Raw genomic sequence first — 17929 nt, 5'->3', positions numbered from 1 at the left:
ATTGCCGCGCCGCGCGCGGGGTCAGCCCGGGCCGGCCAGCCAGGCCTGCACGGTCTCCCGCACATGCATGCGCCTCCCGCGGGCCACCGGAACCTCGCTGCCGTCCGCCAGCAGCAGCAGATCGCTCTGCCCTCCGCGCTTCAGCCCCGCCACCGCATCACGGGCCACCCACCAGGAGCGGTGCGGCTGCAGACCCGCCTCCTGCGGCACCTGCGCCAGCAGATCGGCCAGCCGCCCGCGCAGCGTCAGCTCGCTGTCCCCGGCAGAGATCCGCAGGTAGTGCTCCTCCGATTTCACATAGCGCAGCTGATCCAGCCGGAAGGGCTGCCCCCCCAGCACCACGACCGCAGCGCCATTGAACCCGGCCGCAGCATCGCCGGCCTGCTGCTCCGCCGGCTCCTGCCCGGGCGGCCTTTCCGCGGGCGCCGCGCTGCTTGCGGCCTGCTGCCGGTACAGGTCCAGCCCCAGCGCCGCATCGGCCTGCGGCAGGATGAACACGAACATTAAGGTCTCGAAGATATAGCTCAGGGCGATGTTGTAGGGCAGATGCTGCAGTAAGACCCGCCTGCTGAACTCCAGGTCTGCAAATAGCGACGCCATGGCCAGCACCAGGACCGTGACCACCGCCATCGCAGTTGCATTCGGCACCAGCCGCAGCATCCGCAGCTGCCGCCCGCCCGGTGCCAGCGCGAACCAGGCCAGCACCACCGCCGCATAGACCGAAATGAATGCCACGACGCAGACCGCCCAAAGCAGCATGTTGGCGGCCAGCGGCATCCCGGCCTCCCGGTAGCCATGCGTGTCGAACGCTGTCAGCAGAACGGCCACCGCCGCAGCGTATTTCAGAAACACTCCGCTGCGTAAAACCAGCGTCATTTCATGTACCGTGAACTGCGGCGGCTCACCGAACATGTCAAAAAGCTGCATTTCGCGGCTTTGGAGATTGTCCTTGATCGTCCCCAAACCTATCAGCCCCTCCGTTATCAGGTTGTCTGTTGATGAGTGGCCGGAGATGGCTTCTTTCCTTGTATTGCCGCACAAAGGAAGCTGTCTCCGCGCTCACCCGTTCGCCTTCGTCAATTCCTTTCCCTGTCAATGGCAGTTTCAGAATGCGCCAGTTCGTCCCCGCAGATTTCGACAAGGCCGCCGCCGACCTCACCCGGCTCAAAGAGGCCTATTTCGCCGCCGGCGCCGATCCTGCCGCGCGCGATACCGCTGAGGCGGCCCTGGCCGCGGCCCTGCGCTGGATCGGGATCGCCCTGGCCAGCTACCCGCCGCAGGAAGCGCACCGGGACTAGGCCGTATGCCTGCAGTTCGGCCGGGCCGCCGGGCGGCCAGCGCAACATCTGCTGCGCATCGGCGGGGCTCTGTTTCCGCAGTCTGACGCCATTCTTGTCCATTCCTTAATCTTAGCCAGAGGCATTCCGGATTGTGAATGGTTAAATACATGTTTTTGCAGGGAAACTGGCTCCACTTTTCCCTCTGGCGGAATTTCCTGATTGTGATAAAATCCGCCACAATCCCCCCCTAAACGATGTACTGACTACGGCAATACCCCTATTTCGGGACGCGCCTTCAAGCCGGACCGCAGCAGCCACTGCAACCGGAACGGTTGCGCCGCGCGCTGCGCGCCGCCACGGGCGCCAGGCAGGCCGCGCCGCAGGCGCGGCCTGCCTGGCCCAACCGGACCATGCGGATTTCATATCCGCAGGTGCACGGGCGGGAGCCCTGCGCACGGCCTTGTCCGGAACCGCCCGCCGGGTTGCGGATCACGGCGCGGCGCGGAGCCCCGATCCCATCAGCACCGGCATCGTCTGGCCGCGGCTCTCCATCTCAAAGGCCTGCTCGACGCGGATTGCACCAAGGCCCGCATCGCGGAGCGCCTCCCGCACCTGCTGCGCGGTCAGTCCGGAGGAGCCTGCCCCCCGGTCCAGCCAGTCCCACTGCACGAACATGCCGCCGCTGTTCAGGAGCCCCGCCAGCAACGCCGCGGCGCCGGGATAGTCCGGCAGGAAGCTGCAGACGGAGGAAGCGCAGATCAGATCGAAACCAGTAAGCCCCTCCCTGGCCGCGCTGCCGTCCAGAATGTCGGTATGGAGCGCTTTGACATTGGACAGCGCCTTCCCCTTCAGCATCGCGATCATCCGGTCCGAGGTGTCAGCCGCCACCACCTCCCGCACATGCGGTGCCAGCTTCCCGCTCAACAGCCCGGTGCCGCAGCCGAAGTCCAGCACCCGCTTCTCCTGCCAGCCGCCTCCGGTGATGCCGGCCAAGGCGTCGAGCGCAGCAAAAGCCTGATCAGCATATCGCCGGACATCGCTGTTGCCGTCCCATCCCTCCGCATAGTCGTTCCAGTCGTCGCTCATCTGCCCGCGTGCCCTGCTATCATGTCTCAGGCCCGGGACAATGAGGCGGCTGGCAGACGACGTCAACGTGCCGGTTGAAACGATCCGGCTGCAATCAGACCAGAGCAAGCTGGGGACAGCGATGATACACAACGGCCGGGCGCCTGGTCTCGGGGCGAAGCCGCCAGGCGCGAGGATGAACCGCAAGACGTGTCAAATCGTGAACGCGGCATTGACCACAAGGCCCGTGGGCTTCCAGTCAAACTCCAGCGAGCCGCCGGAGGCAGAGACGAGTTTGCGGATGATGGCGGAGCCATGCCTGCGCCGCGGCACCGATACCGCCGGGCCGCCGCTTTCCTCCCACCTGACCTGCAGCGCCTGGCCGTCGGCCGACCAGGACACCAGAACCTCGCCCCCGGCGCAGCTGAAGGCCCCGTGTTTGACCGCGTTGGTGGCCAGTTCATGCAGCACCAGGGTGAGCGGGGAGATCAGGTGCTCCGGCAGGGAATACTCCGTCCCGGACAAGCGGATCTGCCGGCTGCCCAACGGCGCATAGACGGACAGCAGCTGCTGCGCCAGCGCATGCAGCTCAGGCGGGCTGCCCTCGGGCCGAACAATGGAGTCAATATGCGCCTTGCCCAAGGCTTCCAGACGGCCGGTGAGGATACTGCCAAGGTCGCTGCCGCTGGCTTCCTCCTGGGCAGACATCCGGATGATCACCGACATCACATTGACGATGTTCCCCAAGCGGTGCCGCAGTTCGCGGTCGGCGAGCGCCTGCGCCTGCCGTTCCGCGGCGCGTTTGGCAGAGATATCCAGCTGCGAGCCGAAGAAATACCTGACCCTGCCCTCCGAATCCAGCACCGGCCCGATCTGCAGCGCATTCAGAAAGACGCTGCCATCCTTGCGGTAATTCACGATCTCAACCGTGCCGACAGAATGGCCAGCCAGCAGATTCCGGACCGCCGCAACGCTCTCCGGAGTGGTGTCCCGCCCTTGCAGGAAGCGGCAATTGCGCCCGGTCACCTCTTCCAATGCATAGCCGGTCAGCTCGCAGAATGCGGCGTTGGCGTAAATGATCGGATTGTCCGGGAGGTTGGGGTCAGTGATGCACAGGGGCAAACGGGCATGGCGCACGGCTTCTGCCATGACGTCATCACTGCGCAAGTAAAATGCTGTTTCCGGTGTTCCGGGCGCACCTGGAGTTTTTTCAGGCATTTTCTCAGCCTAGACGCGAACACTCCGGGCGGCAATTGAATACTGAGACCCGCGGGCAGGCACCCGCAAATGCCGCAGATGCGAAAAGCCCCGGCACAATGGCCGGGGCTTCCTTGCCTTTTCCTTCAGGACTTAGCCGTCCTTGCGGATTGTCGCGTTCTTCGGATCGTAGGGGCTGTCGCAGGTCACGACCGCATCCCACAGCTTGTCCTGGATCTTGACCTTCAGCTTGGTGCCTTCCACCGCGTGCTCAGGCTTCACATAGCCCATGCCGATGGATTTCTCGAAGGCAACCGAGTAGCCGCCGGAGGTGAGGCGGCCCACACGGGTGCCGTCTTCGGCATAAAGCGCCTCGCGGCCCCAGGGGTCGGCATCGGCCGGACCGTCGATCAGCAGAGTGCAGCACTTCACGCGGACGCCGGTCTCGATCAGCTTTTCCTTGCCGTGGAAGTCTTTCTCCAGGTCGACAAAGCGCGGCAGGTCGGCTTCCAGCGGGGTCGCGTCGCGGCCCAGCTCGTTGCCGAAGGCGCGGTAGCTCTTCTCCTGGCGCAGCCAGTTCTGGGCGCGGGCGCCGACCAGCTTCATGCCGTGCTTCTCGCCGGCTTTCTCCAGCAGGTCGAACAGGTAGTTCTGCATCTCGATCGGGTGATGCAGCTCCCAGCCCAGCTCACCGGTGTAGGCCACGCGGATCGCATTGACCGGGCACATGCCCAGTTCGATCTGCTTGGCCGACAGCCAGGGGAAGCGCTTGTTGGACAGTGCTGTTTCCGGATCGGCGTCGACGATCACCTCTTTCAGCACGTCGCGGGACTTGGGGCCTGCGATGGCGAAGACGCCCCACTGGCTGGTCACGTCCTGGATCTCGATGTAGCCGAACTCTTCCATCTTGTCTTCGGCGGCCTTGCGCAGGAAGTCCGCGTCATACTCGGACCAGGCGCCGGCGGAGACCAGATAGTAGTTGTTCTCGCCGTTGCGGACGATGGTGTACTCGGTGCGGGTGGTGCCGGCAACAGTCAGCGCGTAGGTCAGGTTGATGCGGCCGACCTTCGGCAGCTTGTTGCAGGTGAACCAGTCGAGGAACTGGGTGGCACCGGGGCCTTTGACAACATGCTTGGTGAAGGCGGTTGCGTCGATCAGGCCAACGCCTTCCCGCACGGCTTTCGCCTCTTCCACAGCATACTGCCACCAGCCGCCGCGGCGGAAGGAGCGGGCGTCGTGGTCGAAGTTCTCCGGCGCGTCCAGCGGGCCGAAGTAGTTCGGGCGTTCCCAGCCGTTAACCCAGCCGAACTGTGCGCCGCGGGCCTTCTGGCGGTCGTATGCCGGCGCGGTGCGCAGCGGACGGCAGGCTTGGCGCTCTTCGTCCGGGTGGTGCAGGATGTAGACGTGCTCATAGCACTCTTCGTTCTTGCGGGCCGCGAACTCGGTGGTCATCCAGTTGGAGGAGTAGCGTTTCGGGTCGAGCGACGCCATGTCGATCTCGGCCTCGCCGTCCACCATCATCTGCGCCAGGTAGTAGCCGGTGCCGCCGGCGGCGGTGATGCCGAAGGAGAAGCCTTCCGCCAGCCACATGTTGCGCAGGCCCGGCGCCGGGCCGACCAACGGGTTGCCGTCCGGGGTGTAGCAGATCGGGCCGTTGAAGTCGTCCTTGAGACCGGATTCCGCACAGGACGGCACGCGCTCTGCCATCGCCATGTACTGCTCGGCGATCCGGTCCAGATCCAGCGGGAACAGGTCGGCGCGGAAGCTGTCCGGCACGCCGTGCTCGAACTGTGCGGGCGCGCCGCGCTCGTAGATGCCCAGGATCCAGCCGCCGCGCTCTTCGCGGGCATAGGATTCATTGTCGGCGTCGCGCACAACGGGGTGCTCGGGGTTGCCGGCTTCACGCCATTTGACCAGCTCGGGGTCCTTGTCCATGACGATGAAGGTGTGCTCGACCGGGATCGCCGGCATCTTGATGCCCAGCATCTTGGCGGTGCGCTGCGCGTGGTTGCCCGACGCGGTCACGACGTGCTCGGCGGTGATCACCACCTGCTCGTCGGAGGGCACCAGGTTGCCGCCCTTCTCGACCATCTTGGTGCAGGTGACTTCCCAGTGGGTGCCGGTCCAGTGGAAGGCATCGGCCTGCATCTTGCGGACGATCTCGACACCGCGCTGACGGGCGCCCTTGGCCATCGCCTGGGTCACGTCTGCCGGGTTAATGTAGCCGTCCTCGGTGTGGTAGATCGCGCCCTTCAGGTCGCCGGTCTCGATCAGCGGCCAGCGCTCCTTGATCTGATCCGGGGTCAGCCACTCATAGTCCACATCGCAGGTCTCTGCGGTGGAGGCATAGAGCATGTATTCGTCCATGCGCTCCTGGGTCTGCGCCATACGCAGGTTGCCCACCACGGCAAAGCCGGCGTTCAGGCCGGTTTCCTCTTCCAGGGTCTTGTAGAAATCGACCGAGTACTTGTGGATGTGGGTGGTCGCATAGGACATGTTGAACAGCGGCAGAAGGCCGGCTGCATGCCAGGTCGAGCCGGAGGTCAGCTCGTCACGCTCGATCAGCATGACGTCTTCCCAGCCGGCTTTGGCCAGGTGATAGGCAATCGAGGTGCCGACGGCGCCGCCGCCAACAACAAGTGCTTTGACTTGGGTTTTCATTCTCCCGCTCTCCAGCTTAATGAGATTCTTGGCAGTGGTTATGCCCGCGCATTGAAATCCGCGCAAAATCAGGCCGACGCAAAAACATCCAAAACCGACCTTGCGCGCCACAGCATACAGGATTCTGGCGGCAGCCCTGCCGGAAATGGCGTTTTTCTGCGCAAGCAAAAGGGGGCCGCGGCCCCCTGCTGCTTTCAATTCACGCTGATTTGCGGCGCGTCAGCAATCCGCGACATTGCCGCGCCGGATGCAATCCGGCTGCGATCCCCCGGCGGCCTCGCCGGTCTCTGCCTGCGCCATCTGGTCGCCGCCGCCCAGCAGACTCCTGCCATAGCTGGCAACCTCGCCCCAGACCGACTCGCTGCCCTCGTGGGCGTTAAGCCCGGCGCTGTCCCGTCCGGCGCGGGCGCGGGCGATGCGGTCCTGCACAATGGTGCCATAGTCGGTTGCACTGAGATCGCCCCAGTTCAGCCCCGCGTCACGGGTCTGGATGTAGTAGTCATAGCCGACCACCCCCTGGATGCTGAACACCAGAATGCCCATCGCTTTCTTCAGTCCCATCTCTGCCCTCCGGGTCCGCACCTGCCGTGCTGTTCACACCACTTATAAACCTGGCGCAGAATTACGGCGGCAATCCGGCAATTCAGGGAAAAGCCGGTGCAATTGCCTGTATCCGGCCAGGGCCGCTGCCCTGCCGGTTGGTGTCTGCTGCTGTGCGTTCCGCATCTGAAATGCTGAACATCAGCGGTAAGGAATGGCGGCGCCGCCAGGGGGCGGAGGCGGGACGGGAGAGTTGCTCCCGCACGCGAAACGTCGTTTGTGCGTGCCCGTGCCAAAGGGCCCTGTTCCATGATGCCGGGGGTGTCAGGCCCGGCAATGACCGCGATCAATCAGCATCATGGCAGACCGGACTTAAAATGTCGTGAGACCGGCGTACGCCGACTGCGCAACACCCCGGGCATTGCGTTTGCCGCTGCCTTTGCGCGGCGAGTATTTTTTCAAAGAAGAAGAGACGGTTTGCTCTTCTTCTTTGCCCAAATACTCAGCTTCCTCCGTTGATCCAAAGCAGGACGCTGGCGGGTCCGGTTGCTCACATCTCGACGATCTTTCCCGGGTTCAGGATGTTTTCCGGATCCAGTGCCGCCTTGATCGCCGCCATGTAGCGGGTGGCCTCGCCCAGCTCCTGCTGCAGATAGGGGCGCTTGCCCTGGCCGATGCCATGCTCGCCGGTGCAGGTGCCGTCCATTTCGATCGCCATCTCGTTCAGCCAGCCGATGTATTCGTCCGCCTTCTGACGTTCCGCGTCGCTCTCCATGTCGATGAGCAGCAGCGCGTGAAAGTTGCCGTCGCCCACGTGGCCGACCATCGGCGCCAGCAGCCCCATGTTTTCGGCCTTTTCCCGTGCAGCGGCAACGCATTCCGCCAGCTTGGAGATCGGCACGCAGACATCGGTGGAGATCCCCTTGGCGCTTGGGCGCAGCTGCAGGCAGGCCCAGTACATGTCATGACGCGCCTGCCAGAGCTTGCTGCGCTCCTCGAGCGTCGAGGTGGCGGCGATGTCGAAGCCGCCGAACTCTTCGGCGATGGAGGCAAAGATATCCGCCTGCTCCACCACGCCCGCGTCGGAACCGTGGAATTCCAGCAGCAGCAGCGGCGTTTCCGGCAGGTCGAGCCCGGAATAGGCATTGGCGGCGCGCACGCTCATCTCGTCCAGCAGTTCGATGCGGGCCACCGGAATGCCGTACTGGATGGTCATCATCACCGCGCGGCAGGCCTCATCTACGCTGCGGAAGGAACACCGGGCGGAGCGGATCGCCTCCGGGATGCCCTGCAGTTTCAGGGTCAGTTCGGTAATCAGGCCCAGGGTGCCCTCGCTGCCGACCAGCAGGCGGGTGAGGTCATAGCCGGCCGAGGATTTCTTGGCCCTTTGCGCGGTGCGGATCACGCCGCCGTCGGCCATCACCGCCTCCAAACCCAGCACATTGTCCTTCATCGTGCCGTAGCGCACCGCGTTGGTGCCCGAGGCACGGGTCGCGGCCATACCGCCGAGCGAGGCATTGGCGCCGGGATCAATCGGGAAGAACAGGCCCTGGTCGCGCAGGTAGGTGTTCAGCTGCTCGCGGGTGACGCCGGGCTGCACCACCACGTCGAGATCCTCGGCATGGACCGCCAGGATCTTGTCCATCCGCATCATGTCGACGCAGATGCCGCCGGCGGGCGCGTTCACATGCCCCTCCAGCGAGGTGCCGGTGCCGAAAGGAATGACCGGCACGCCGTGTTCGGCGCAGACCTTGACGATCTCCGCCACCTCTTCGGTGGAGGTCGGGAACACCACCGCATCCGGGGCCTGGTTGGTGATCCAGGTGGTGGTGTGGCCATGCTGCTCGCAGATCGCCTGGCCGGTTTGCAGCCGGTCGCCGAACTGCCCGGACAGCGCCTCGACGGCGGCGGCGATCCCGGCCTCGTTGCGCGGCAGTGATGTGGCTTGGACCATGGCGGCCTCCCTGGCAATGGGGCGGCGGCCCCTGGACAATTCACCTGTTAACCTACGCGCGTGGCTCGAAGGCAAGCAATACCCAGAACCCCGTAGCTCTCCCGTATTGCATTGCGGGCAGCGGCCGGCCGGCAGACCGGGCGGAACCCTTAGCCGCCCAGCGCAATCCCCTCGCGCCTCGGGTCGGCGGCCCCCTTCAGCCCTTCGCCGATCTCAATCGCATGCAGGCCGGAGGTGAGGTCGCGCACGTTCACCTCATAGCCCATCTCCGTCAGCGCCTCCGACAGGTCCTCTGCACTGGTTCCCGCCTCCACATCATAGGTGCCGAAGCGGTTCACCAGATGCGGAAGCGCCAGCGCCTCCTGAATATCCATCCCCCAATCGGCCCACGCGATGATCGACTTCGCCACATAGCCGATGATGCGGCTGCCGCCGGGTGAGCCGATGGCCAGCACCGGCTCACCGTCCTTCAGCACGATGGTCGGCGCCATGGAGGAGCGAGGCCGCTTGCCCGGCTCCAGCCGGTTGGCGATGGGCACGCCGTCCGCATGGGTGCGGAAGGAGAAATCCGTGAGTTCATTGTTCAACAGGAACCCGCCCGCCATCAGCCGCGAGCCAAAGGCGTTCTCGATGGTCGTGGTCATCGACAGCACGTTGCCGTACCGGTCCACGATCGAGATATGCGAGGTCGAAGGCAGCTCGATCGCCTCATCATCCGCCAGCATCAGCGCGTGGTCAAACTCCGGGGCGCCGGGCGCCACCTCAGGCAGCGCATCATCGCCCTGCAGCAGCTCCGCCCGCCCGGCCAGGTAATCCGCCGCCACCAGCCCGTGGGCGGGCACCGGCACATAGTCGCTGTCGGCCATGTAGCGGCCCCGGTCGGCAAAGGCGAGACGCGAGGCATCGCCGATCAGCCGCCAGGCCTCGGCGCTGTCTGCACCCAGCGCCGCGAGGTCATAGTTCCCGAGCATCCCCAGGATCTGCCCCACGGTCAGCGCGCCGGAGGACGGCGGCCCCATGCCGCAGGCCTCGAAATCGCGGTAGGCGGCGCAGACCGCCGGCCGCTCCTTGACCTGATAGAGCGCAAGATCGGTGGCGGACAGCACACCGGGATTGCCCTCGTCAGCGGTCACGGCGCGCACGATCTCCGCCGCGATGGGACCGGAATAGAACGCTCCCGCCCCGCCCTCAGCCAGCGCCTGCAGGGTGGCGGCATAGTCTGGGTTCAACAGCGTTGCGCCCTCGGCAATGGGCTCGCCCTCCGGCAGGAAGTAGGCGGCTGTCGCCGGGGCGCGCGCCAGCCGCTCGGCATCGGCCTCCACCAGCGCGGCCAGACGCGGCGAGACGGCAAACCCCTCCTCTGCCAGCTTTATCGCCGGTTCAAACAGCGACGGCCAGTTGGCGCGGCCCCAGCGGCGGTGCGCCTCTTCCAGCAGCGCGGGGGTGCCGGGGGTGCCGACGGAACGGCCGCCGACTACTGCCTCAAAGAACTTCAGCGGCTCGCCGTTTTCATCCTGGAACAGGGTCGGCGTCGCCGCCAGCGGCGCGGTTTCGCGCCCGTCCAGCGTGGTCAAATCGCCCGTCGCGGCGTCATACCAGACCAGAAACGCCCCGCCGCCCAGGCCGGAGGACTGCGGCTCCACCAGCCCCAGCACGGTCTGCACCGCCACCATCGCATCCGCCGCAGTGCCGCCTGCGCGCAGCACGGCAGCGCCGGCCTCCACCGCATGCGGGTTGGCGGCGGCCACCATCCAGTTATCGGCTTCAACAGATTCACCGCTTGCCTTGGCCTCAAGCGCGGCGGCCACATCGGGGGAAATCGCCTCAAATGTGCCAGCGGTTGCCGCTTCGGGGGCAACCGCATCGGCGGCCTCCTGCGCCAGCGCGCTGCTGCCGGCCAGAAGGCCCAAGATGAGTGCTGAATACCGCATAAGCCGTCCTCTCCTTTATGTGCTGGCGCTCAGCCTAGACCAAGCCGGGGGGCAGCACACGGGGAAACAGCGGCAGCGCGGGATCAGTCAACCGCAGGAACGGCACCCAGCCAGCGTCCGAACTCCGGCAGGCGCGGGGCAAAGCGGCGGTTGCGCTCGGCTGCTCCCTGCGCGCCGAAAGTGATGCGCAGGCCAAAACTGATCACCAGGTCGGAGACCTCATCCGGGCTGCCGGAGCTGCTGCCTTCGCGCACCTCCACCCAGTCGGCCGCCCCGTAAAGCGACGCCTGATGGCCGCCGGCAATCGGGAAGCCGCGTTCGATTTCCAGCCCCAGCGCCAGCAGGTCCACCCGGTCCCGGCCGCTGCCGGAGTCGGTATCCTGGTTGCCGCTTGCATGGGCCGCCCGTCCGCTGATCCAGGTCTGGTCCTGCAGCGCATAGCCGGCGTTCAACGCCACAAAGCCGGCATCCGACAGGGTTTCCGGGTCCTCCGCCTCGGAATCCAGGCGGCCGATCTGTCCGCTGAGGGTCAGGCCGCCGGTGTGCCAGGCGGCTTCCAGGCCGTAGGCGCCGTAATCCGCATCCTGGTCGCTGTCATCAGGGTTGAAGGCAACCTCGCCCGCGGCGGCGAAACCGCCGAAATAGTGGCGCTCGCCGGCCAGGCCCAGCTGCAGCGACAGCTGGCTGCTGCCGTCATAAGTGTCGTCGCTGTCGCCGCCATCAACGATGGTTTCGGCATTGCCCTCATCATGCAGCAGGCCCAGCTGCAGGCGGAACGGGCTGCTGCCCTGCAGCGCCATCCGGGCGGCGATGCGGGCCATGGAATAGTCCTCAATCTCTTCCAGCGGGCCGCTGGAGCTGTTCAGGGCATTGCCGTTGCGGCCGTTGCGGGCCAGTGAAAGGTCCAGCTCGGTGGCGGCCTGCCAGTCCTGCGCAGCAGCAGGCAGTGCGCCCAGAACGCACAGGAGGGCGGAAATCAGGGAATTGCGCATGGTGTTCAGTCTTCTTGCTCTGAGTGGTGGCGGTTTCCCGCCGATAGACTCAAAGCATTGACGGCACAACCTGATCCGGCGGCCGGTGGCCGTCTTCGAAGGTCTTGATGTTCAAAAGCACCTTCTCGCCCATCTCGATGCGACCCTCGATGGTGGCGGAGCCCATATGCGGCAGCAGCACCACATTGGGCAGCTCGCGCAGGCGCGGGTTGATGTCGGTGCCGTGCTCGTAAACGTCGAGGCCGGCGCCCGCAATCTCGCCGGCGCGCAGCATACGGGTCAGCGCGTGCTCGTCGATCACCTCGCCGCGCGATGTGTTCACGATAACCGCCGAAGGTTTCATCAGCTTCAGCCGCCGCGCGTTCATCAAATGGAAGGTCGAAGGCGTCGAGGGGCAGTTGACGGAAATCACGTCCATCCGCGCCACCATCTGGTCCAAACTCTCCCAATAGGTCGCCTCCAGCTTCTCCTCGATCTCCGGGCGCAGGCGGCGGCGGTTGTGGTAGTGAATCTGCATCCCGAATGCGGCGGCGCGCTTGGCCACCGCCTGGCCGATCCGGCCCATGCCGAGGATGCCAAGACGGCGCCCGGCGATGCGCCCGCCCAGGAACGCGGTCGGCGCCCAGCCCTGCCAGTCGCCCTTCTGCATCACCGCCAGCCCCTCGGGCATCCGGCGCACGACGGCCATGATCAGCGCCATGGTCATGTCGGCGGTGTCATCGGTCAGCACGCCAGGGGTGTTCGACACCAGGATGCCGCGCTGGCGGGCGGTTGCCACGTCGATGTGGTCAACGCCGGCGCCGTAATTGGCGATCAGCTTCAGCCGGTCGCCGGCCTGCCCCAGCAGACCTGCATCGATGGTATCGGTGACGGTCGGCACCAGCACATCGGCATCCTTCAAGGCCGCCGCCAGCTCGCTGCGGGTCATCGGCGTGTCATCCTCGCGCAGGCGCACATTGAACAGTTCGCTCAGCCGGGTTTCCACAGGTTCCGGCAACCGTCGCGTAACGACAACACTCAATCGGTCTCTTGGCACTTGTGCTCTCCCTTGGGCTTTTCATTCCGCACGCCTCCGTGGCATCGTGGCGCAGGATGCGCAGAGGCACAAGAACCCAACCGCATTCCCTTGCCTGCAAGCCGGAATTTTCCCGGGCACAGCAGGGGCATAACAAGACGGGCAGAAGACCGGAACAAGAGGCTGGGCACAACCCGGCCGGGCAACGAAGAGGCGAGCAGGCAGTGAGAAACGCGGCAATGGCAATCCGCCATCTGGCAGCGGCAGCGGCATCCCTGGTGCTGACTGCCACCGTCTGTGCGGCCGAATCCCGCGGCCCCGTCACCAACCTCCCCCTGCCCCGCTATGTCTCGATGAAGGCGGCAACCGGCAACGTGCGGCGCGGCCCCTCGCTGACGCATAAGATCGACTGGGTGTTCAAACGCCGCGGAATGCCGCTGGAGATCACCGCAGAATACGGCCACTGGCGCCGGGTGCAGGACCGCGACGGCGCCGGCGGCTGGGTGCACTACGCGCTCTTGTCCGGCGTGCGCACCGTCCTGATCGAAGAGGACATGCTGACCGTGCACGCACGCCCCGACACCCGCGCGCCGGTCACCGCCGCATTCGAACTGGGCGTCGTCGCGCGCCTTGGCGAATGCGAGCCCGACTGGTGCGAAATCTCCGCCGGTGGCTACAGCGGCTGGGCGCCCAAGAAAAAGCTCTGGGGCGTCGCCCCGGACGAGCTGCGCGAATAACACTCCTCCTGCCCTTTCTTCTTTGCGGAAAATACTCCGGGGTGAATTGGCCGCCAGGCCATGAGGGGCAGCGCCCCTCTTCTTTTCAAACCTGCGGGGCAGCCCCCTTCCCCCCTGCCGCGGCAATCCGCGCGGGGGTGCGGACGCGCCAAACCATTGCGCCCGCAGCAATCGTGTTCTACATGGGGGCCACACACATGGCTGCCTTGGCCGGACCCGCCCGAAATCAAGGGCGCCGCCGCGGCAGCACCGGAATACCCGAAACCGGCGCGGCCTGGCCGTGCTGATGCCCAATAAGCCTCCGAGATCGCTGAAAGGTTGTGGAACATGGCAGAAAATCAAACCCCGGACATATTGTATACCATTGTAGACGAAGCGCCCGAACTGGCCTCGGCATCCTTCCTGCCGATCATCCGCAAGTTCGCCGCCGCTGCCGGTGTCACTGTCGGCACCAAGGACATTTCGCTGGCCGGGCGCATCATCGCCGCTTTCCCGGAAAACCTGACCGAGGCACAGCGCCAGAGCGATGACCTGGCGGAGCTGGGCCAGCTGGTGAAGACCCCGGACGCCAATGTCATCAAGCTGCCGAACATCTCCGCTTCGGTGCCGCAGCTGACCGCGGCCATCAAGGAGCTGCAGGGCCAGGGCTACGACCTCCCGGATTACCCGGAAGAGCCCAAGACCGACGCCGAAAAAGAGGCGCGCGCCCGCTATGACGCGATCAAGGGCTCGGCAGTGAACCCGGTCCTGCGCGAGGGCAACTCCGACCGCCGCGCCGCCAAGGCGGTGAAGAACTTCGCCCAGAAGAACCCGCATTCGATGGGTGAATGGTCGGCCGACAGCAAGACCAAAGTGTCGTCGATGCCGGGCAACGACTTCTATGCCAACGAGAAATCCGCCACCATCACTGCCGCGCAGGCCGGTGCCGCGCGGATCGAGTTCGTGGCCAAGGACGGCACCGTCACCGTGCTGAAAGACGGCTGGCCGCTGGAAGAGGGCACCGTGGCCGACGCCACCTTCATGTCGGTGAAGGCGCTGTCGTCCTTCCTGGGTGATGCGATTGCCGACACCAAGGCGGACGGCACCATGTTCTCGCTGCACATGAAGGCCACCATGATGAAGGTCTCCGACCCGATCATCTTCGGCCACGCGGTCAAGGCCTGGCTGGCGCCTGTGTTCGAGAAATACGGCGCTGAGCTGGACGCGCTGGGTGTGAACCCGAACTCCGGCATGGGCGACCTGCTGGAACGCGTGAAGGGCAACGCCGAAATCACCGCCGCCATCGAAGCGGTGCATGCGGAGCGCCCTGACATGTACATGGTGGACAGCGACAAGGGCATCACCAACCTGCATGTGCCGTCGGATGTGATCATCGACGCCTCGATGCCCGCGGTGATCCGCGCCGGCGGCAAGGGCTGGGACCAGGACGGCAACAAGGGCGACACCAACTGCGTGATCCCCGACCGCTGCTATTCCACCGTCTATGACGAGACCATCAACTTCTTCAAAGCCAACGGCGCGCTGGACGTGACCACCGCGGGCGCGGTCGCCAACGTCGGCCTGATGGCGCAGAAGGCTGAGGAATACGGCTCCCACCCGACCACGTTCGAGGCGCCGGCCGACGGCACCATCCGCATCGTTCTGGCCAACGGCGAGACGCTGCACAGCCATGACGTCGAGACCGGTGACATCTGGCGTTCCTGCACCGTCAAGAAGGCGCCGATTGAGAACTGGATCCTGCTGGCAATGGACCGCCAGCGCCTGACCGGCTCCGAGGCGATCTTCTGGCTGGACGCAAACCGCGCCCATGACGCCGAGCTGATCAAATACGTGAAGCCCGCGCTTGAGGCGGCCGGTGTTGCGGACAAGTTCCAGATCATGGCGCCGCGCGAAGCGACCCGCCAGTCGCTGGAAACCATCACCGCAGGCAAGGACAGCATCGCCATCACCGGCAACGTGCTGCGCGACTACCTGACCGACCTGTTCCCGATCCTGGAGCTGGGCACCTCGGCCAAGATGCTGTCGATCGTCAAGCTGATGCAGGGCGGCGGCCTGTTTGAAACCGGCGCCGGCGGCTCGGCCCCCAAGCACGTGCAGCAGCTGATCGAGGAAAACCACCTGCGCTGGGATTCGATGGGTGAATTCTGCGCCCTGGGGGAATCTCTGAACTTCCTGGCCGACGTCAAAGGCAACGCCAAGGCCGGGGTGCTGGGCAAGGCCGCTGAAGACGCGACCCAGGGCATCCTCGACCACAACCGCTCGCCCTCGCGCAAGGTCGGCCAGCCCGACAACCGCGACAGCCACTACTGGTTTGCCCGCTACTGGGCCGAGGCGCTGGCAGCGCAGACCGAAGATCCGGCCCTGGCGGCGCATTTCGCGCGGCGGGCTGCGGCGCGGGCTGCATGTCCCAGTCATCGCTGCCATGGGCGGTCGGCGCCGGAGCCGGGGCGGCGGCGGGCTCCGCCGCAGCCACCGGGGCCGCCTTCGCTCGGCCGCCTGCGGTCTTGAAATGGGCCACCAGCTCGGCCAGCTTGCCCGCGTCGGTCTTCAGCATGTGGCCGGCCGCGGTGGCCTCCTCCACCATCGCCGCGTTCTGCTGGGTGACCTGGTCCAGCTGGGTGACGCCGGTGTTGATCTCATTCAGGCCGGTCGCCTGCTCCGCCGCGCCCTCGGCAATGGTTGGAGCTTTCCTCGATCTCGGTCATCGCCGAGACCGCGCTCTGCACCACCTCGCCGCTGGTGCGGGCCTCCGCCTTGGCATCCTCCATCGTCGCCTCGACGCTGCGGGCGCCGTCGGCGGCGGATTTGACGCTCGCGGTCAGCTCGTCCAGCGCCGCGGCGGTCTGCTCCAGCGTCGCCGCCTGGCTTTCGGTGCGGTGCGACAGGTCGTCGGAGGCCTGGCTGATCTCGGCGGCACCGTTGCGGATGCTGGCGGCGGCGGCGATCACCTGCTCCACGGTGGCGCTGAGGTTCCGCGCGGAGGTGTTGAAGTCGTGGCGCAGCTGCTCGTAATCCTCCGGGAAGGTCTCGGTGATCTGCGCGGTCAGGTCGCCCTGCGACAGGTCCGACAGTTTGGCGCTGAGCGCCGCCACCACCTTGCTGCGCTTCTCGTTCAGCGCGTGCTCCGCCGCTTCCAGCTCCTGCTGGCGGATCAGCGATTGGCGGAACACGTCCAGGGTGCGGGCGATCTCCCCCAGTTCGCTGCGTGCATCGGCAGAGGGGATATCGCTGCTGGTGTCGCCGTCCGCCATCGTCTGCATGCGGTTCTTGAGACCGGTCAGCGGGCCGGTCACGCCGCGGGTGATAAAATAGGCGGCAACCATCAGCGCCACCAAGCTGATGCCAAGCACGATCAGCGCCTCATTGCGCATCTTGGCCACATCGGCCTCAATATCAGAGACATAGGCGCCGGTGCCGATGATCCAGCCCCAGGGCTGATAGGCCTGCACATAACCGATCTTGGCTTCCATCACCTCCGAATCGGGTTTCTTGAAGTAATAGGTCAGCTCGCCCGCGCCCTTGGCGGCGGCAATCTTCTCCAGTTCCTGAAACACCTTGATGCCGGTCACATCCTCATAGGCGCCCTGGTTGGTTCCAACCCAGTCCGGCACAATCGGGTGCGCCTGAACCACCAGGTCGTGGTCGAAGACAAAGACATAGCCCGAATCGCCGAATCGCAGCGCAGTCAGCCGTTCGCGGCCGATGTCCCGGGCTTCCTCCACCGTGAAGCGGCCGGACTGGACCCCTTCTTCCAGATCGCGCAGCAGGCTGACTGCTGTGTCGGTCACATTGTGCAGCTCCGTATAGCGCATCTCATAAGCGTTTTTGACGGACTGCGAGAGCAGCAGGAAGGTCAGCAGCGCCATCAGCGAAAGCGCAAGTGCGGAAAGCGCGTAGATACGGACAGGCAGGCGGTAGAGAAAAGCGGGTATTCTGGACATATATTCAGAGCCTTCTTTGCAGGTCTATAGCCTGCCTGTTTAGGCTGCAGTTTCTAACAAACCCCTACCCCGCAACGCCCCGCCCGCGCTTTCACGCCGTATTGCAGGGGATTTTTGCCGCATTTTGACTGAACCGCTTTCAATCCGCCGGACGGCGCCCATCCCGCCCTCTCGAGACGCAAACGCCCAGGGATCTCTCCCCGGGCGTTTTTGGTCTGCAAGAACCTGTTTCGGATCAGAAATCCTGCCACAGGTCGCGGGCGGCATTGCCGCCCGCTGCCAMCGCGGCGGGCTGCGGCGCGGGCTGCATGTCCCAGTCATCGCTGCCATGGGCGGTCGGCGCCGGAGCCGGGGCGGCGGCGGGCTCCGCCGCAGCCACCGGGGCCGCCTTCGCTCGGCCGCCTGCGGTCTTGAAATGGGCCACCAGCTCGGCCAGCTTGCCCGCGTCGGTCTTCAGCATGTGGCCGGCCGCGGTGGCCTCCTCCACCATCGCCGCGTTCTGCTGGGTGACCTGGTCCAGCTGGGTGACGCCGGTGTTGATCTCATTCAGGCCGGTCGCCTGCTCCGCCGCGCCCTCGGCAATGCCGGAGACCAGCTGCGAAATATGCGTGACCTG

14 protein-coding genes and 1 pseudogene are annotated in these 17929 nt (G+C 65.6%); 3 read left to right on the top strand and 12 right to left on the bottom strand.

Annotated elements, in window-relative coordinates:
- Nucleotides 1-21: 21 nt before the first annotated feature.
- The gene (locus GKC28_RS21650; RefSeq protein WP_174149065.1) at nt 22-927 is read right to left on the bottom strand and encodes a LytTR family DNA-binding domain-containing protein; all 906 of its coding nucleotides are present in this window, start codon (nt 925-927) and stop codon (nt 22-24) included.
- Nucleotides 928-1109: 182 nt separating this feature from the next.
- On the opposite strand from GKC28_RS21650, the gene GKC28_RS21645 reads away from it, so the two are divergent.
- Nucleotides 1110-1298 carry a hypothetical protein gene (locus tag GKC28_RS21645; RefSeq protein WP_174149064.1) on the top strand — a complete coding sequence of 63 codons (189 nt, stop codon included), beginning with the start codon at nt 1110-1112 and terminating at the stop codon, nt 1296-1298.
- 471 nt (nt 1299-1769) lie between these two features.
- Here GKC28_RS21645 and GKC28_RS21640 read toward each other — a convergent pair whose 3' ends face one another.
- The 9 genes from GKC28_RS21640 to GKC28_RS21605 form a co-directional block, all read right to left on the bottom strand.
- Nucleotides 1770-2366 (bottom strand): class I SAM-dependent methyltransferase, encoded by a 597-nt coding sequence (locus GKC28_RS21640; protein ID WP_174149063.1) that lies wholly within the window; start codon nt 2364-2366, stop codon nt 1770-1772.
- Between the two features lie 192 nt (nt 2367-2558).
- Nucleotides 2559-3494 carry a PAS domain-containing protein gene (locus GKC28_RS21635; protein ID WP_254604343.1) on the bottom strand — a complete coding sequence of 312 codons (936 nt, stop codon included), beginning with the start codon at nt 3492-3494 and terminating at the stop codon, nt 2559-2561.
- Nucleotides 3495-3695: 201 nt separating this feature from the next.
- The gene (locus tag GKC28_RS21630) at nt 3696-6203 is read right to left on the bottom strand and encodes an FAD-dependent oxidoreductase (protein ID WP_174149061.1); all 2508 of its coding nucleotides are present in this window, start codon (nt 6201-6203) and stop codon (nt 3696-3698) included.
- 219 nt (nt 6204-6422) lie between these two features.
- Entirely contained in the window at nt 6423-6764 is a 342-nt protein-coding gene (locus GKC28_RS21625; protein ID WP_174149060.1) for a hypothetical protein, read from the bottom strand.
- Between the two features lie 351 nt (nt 6765-7115).
- A complete protein-coding gene (locus tag GKC28_RS26760) occupies nt 7116-7241 on the bottom strand; it encodes a hypothetical protein (RefSeq protein ID WP_302480814.1) in 126 nt (41 codons plus the stop codon).
- Between the two features lie 52 nt (nt 7242-7293).
- Nucleotides 7294-8697 (bottom strand): FAD-binding oxidoreductase, encoded by a 1404-nt coding sequence (locus GKC28_RS21620; protein ID WP_174149059.1) that lies wholly within the window; start codon nt 8695-8697, stop codon nt 7294-7296.
- A gap of 149 nt (nt 8698-8846) precedes the next feature.
- Entirely contained in the window at nt 8847-10628 is a 1782-nt protein-coding gene (ggt, locus tag GKC28_RS21615; RefSeq protein WP_174149058.1) for a gamma-glutamyltransferase, read from the bottom strand.
- A gap of 83 nt (nt 10629-10711) precedes the next feature.
- Complete coding sequence (locus GKC28_RS21610; protein WP_174149057.1) at nt 10712-11620, bottom strand: hypothetical protein; 909 nt, start codon at nt 11618-11620, stop codon at nt 10712-10714.
- Between the two features lie 49 nt (nt 11621-11669).
- Nucleotides 11670-12656: a D-glycerate dehydrogenase gene (locus GKC28_RS21605; RefSeq protein WP_174149056.1), complete on the bottom strand. Its 987-nt coding sequence runs from the start codon at nt 12654-12656 to the stop codon at nt 11670-11672.
- A 218-nt stretch (nt 12657-12874) separates the two neighbouring features.
- On the opposite strand from GKC28_RS21605, the gene GKC28_RS21600 reads away from it, so the two are divergent.
- Together GKC28_RS21600 and GKC28_RS26540 are read left to right on the top strand one after the other, a co-directional pair.
- Complete coding sequence (locus GKC28_RS21600; protein ID WP_174149055.1) at nt 12875-13372, top strand: SH3 domain-containing protein; 498 nt, start codon at nt 12875-12877, stop codon at nt 13370-13372.
- Nucleotides 13373-13699: 327 nt separating this feature from the next.
- Nucleotides 13700-15880, top strand: a complete 2181-nt coding sequence (locus GKC28_RS26540) for an NADP-dependent isocitrate dehydrogenase (RefSeq protein ID WP_254604342.1) — start codon at nt 13700-13702, stop codon at nt 15878-15880.
- 128 nt (nt 15881-16008) lie between these two features.
- Here GKC28_RS26540 and GKC28_RS21595 read toward each other — a convergent pair whose 3' ends face one another.
- Both GKC28_RS21595 and GKC28_RS21590 read right to left on the bottom strand, forming a co-directional pair.
- Nucleotides 16009-17313 (bottom strand): cache domain-containing protein, encoded by a 1305-nt coding sequence (locus GKC28_RS21595; protein ID WP_254604341.1) that lies wholly within the window; start codon nt 17311-17313, stop codon nt 16009-16011.
- 235 nt (nt 17314-17548) lie between these two features.
- A pseudogene (locus GKC28_RS21590) lies at nt 17549-17929 on the bottom strand (methyl-accepting chemotaxis protein); the annotation flags it as partial.

This window comes from Leisingera sp. ANG59 (assembly GCF_013317235.1).
In the GTDB taxonomy this organism is placed as follows: domain Bacteria; phylum Pseudomonadota; class Alphaproteobacteria; order Rhodobacterales; family Rhodobacteraceae; genus Leisingera.
Note: the sequence above shows the minus strand (reverse complement) of the source record. Positions and strands in the feature narration are given on the sequence as shown.

Coding starts and splice junctions, on each gene's coding strand:
- GKC28_RS21650 (WP_174149065.1), bottom strand. CDS start 927: ATGCAGCTTTTTGACATGTTCGGTGAGCCGCCGCAGTTCACGGTACAT.
- GKC28_RS21645 (WP_174149064.1), top strand. CDS start 1,110: ATGCGCCAGTTCGTCCCCGCAGATTTCGACAAGGCCGCCGCCGACCTC.
- GKC28_RS21640 (WP_174149063.1), bottom strand. CDS start 2,366: ATGAGCGACGACTGGAACGACTATGCGGAGGGATGGGACGGCAACAGC.
- GKC28_RS21635 (WP_254604343.1), bottom strand. CDS start 3,494: ATGGCAGAAGCCGTGCGCCATGCCCGTTTGCCCCTGTGCATCACTGAC.
- GKC28_RS21630 (WP_174149061.1), bottom strand. CDS start 6,203: ATGAAAACCCAAGTCAAAGCACTTGTTGTTGGCGGCGGCGCCGTCGGC.
- GKC28_RS21625 (WP_174149060.1), bottom strand. CDS start 6,764: ATGGGACTGAAGAAAGCGATGGGCATTCTGGTGTTCAGCATCCAGGGG.
- GKC28_RS21620 (WP_174149059.1), bottom strand. CDS start 8,697: ATGGTCCAAGCCACATCACTGCCGCGCAACGAGGCCGGGATCGCCGCC.
- ggt (WP_174149058.1), bottom strand. CDS start 10,628: ATGCGGTATTCAGCACTCATCTTGGGCCTTCTGGCCGGCAGCAGCGCG.
- GKC28_RS21610 (WP_174149057.1), bottom strand. CDS start 11,620: ATGCGCAATTCCCTGATTTCCGCCCTCCTGTGCGTTCTGGGCGCACTG.
- GKC28_RS21600 (WP_174149055.1), top strand. CDS start 12,875: ATGGCAATCCGCCATCTGGCAGCGGCAGCGGCATCCCTGGTGCTGACT.
- GKC28_RS26540 (WP_254604342.1), top strand. CDS start 13,700: ATGGCAGAAAATCAAACCCCGGACATATTGTATACCATTGTAGACGAA.
- GKC28_RS21595 (WP_254604341.1), bottom strand. CDS start 17,313: ATGTCCAGAATACCCGCTTTTCTCTACCGCCTGCCTGTCCGTATCTAC.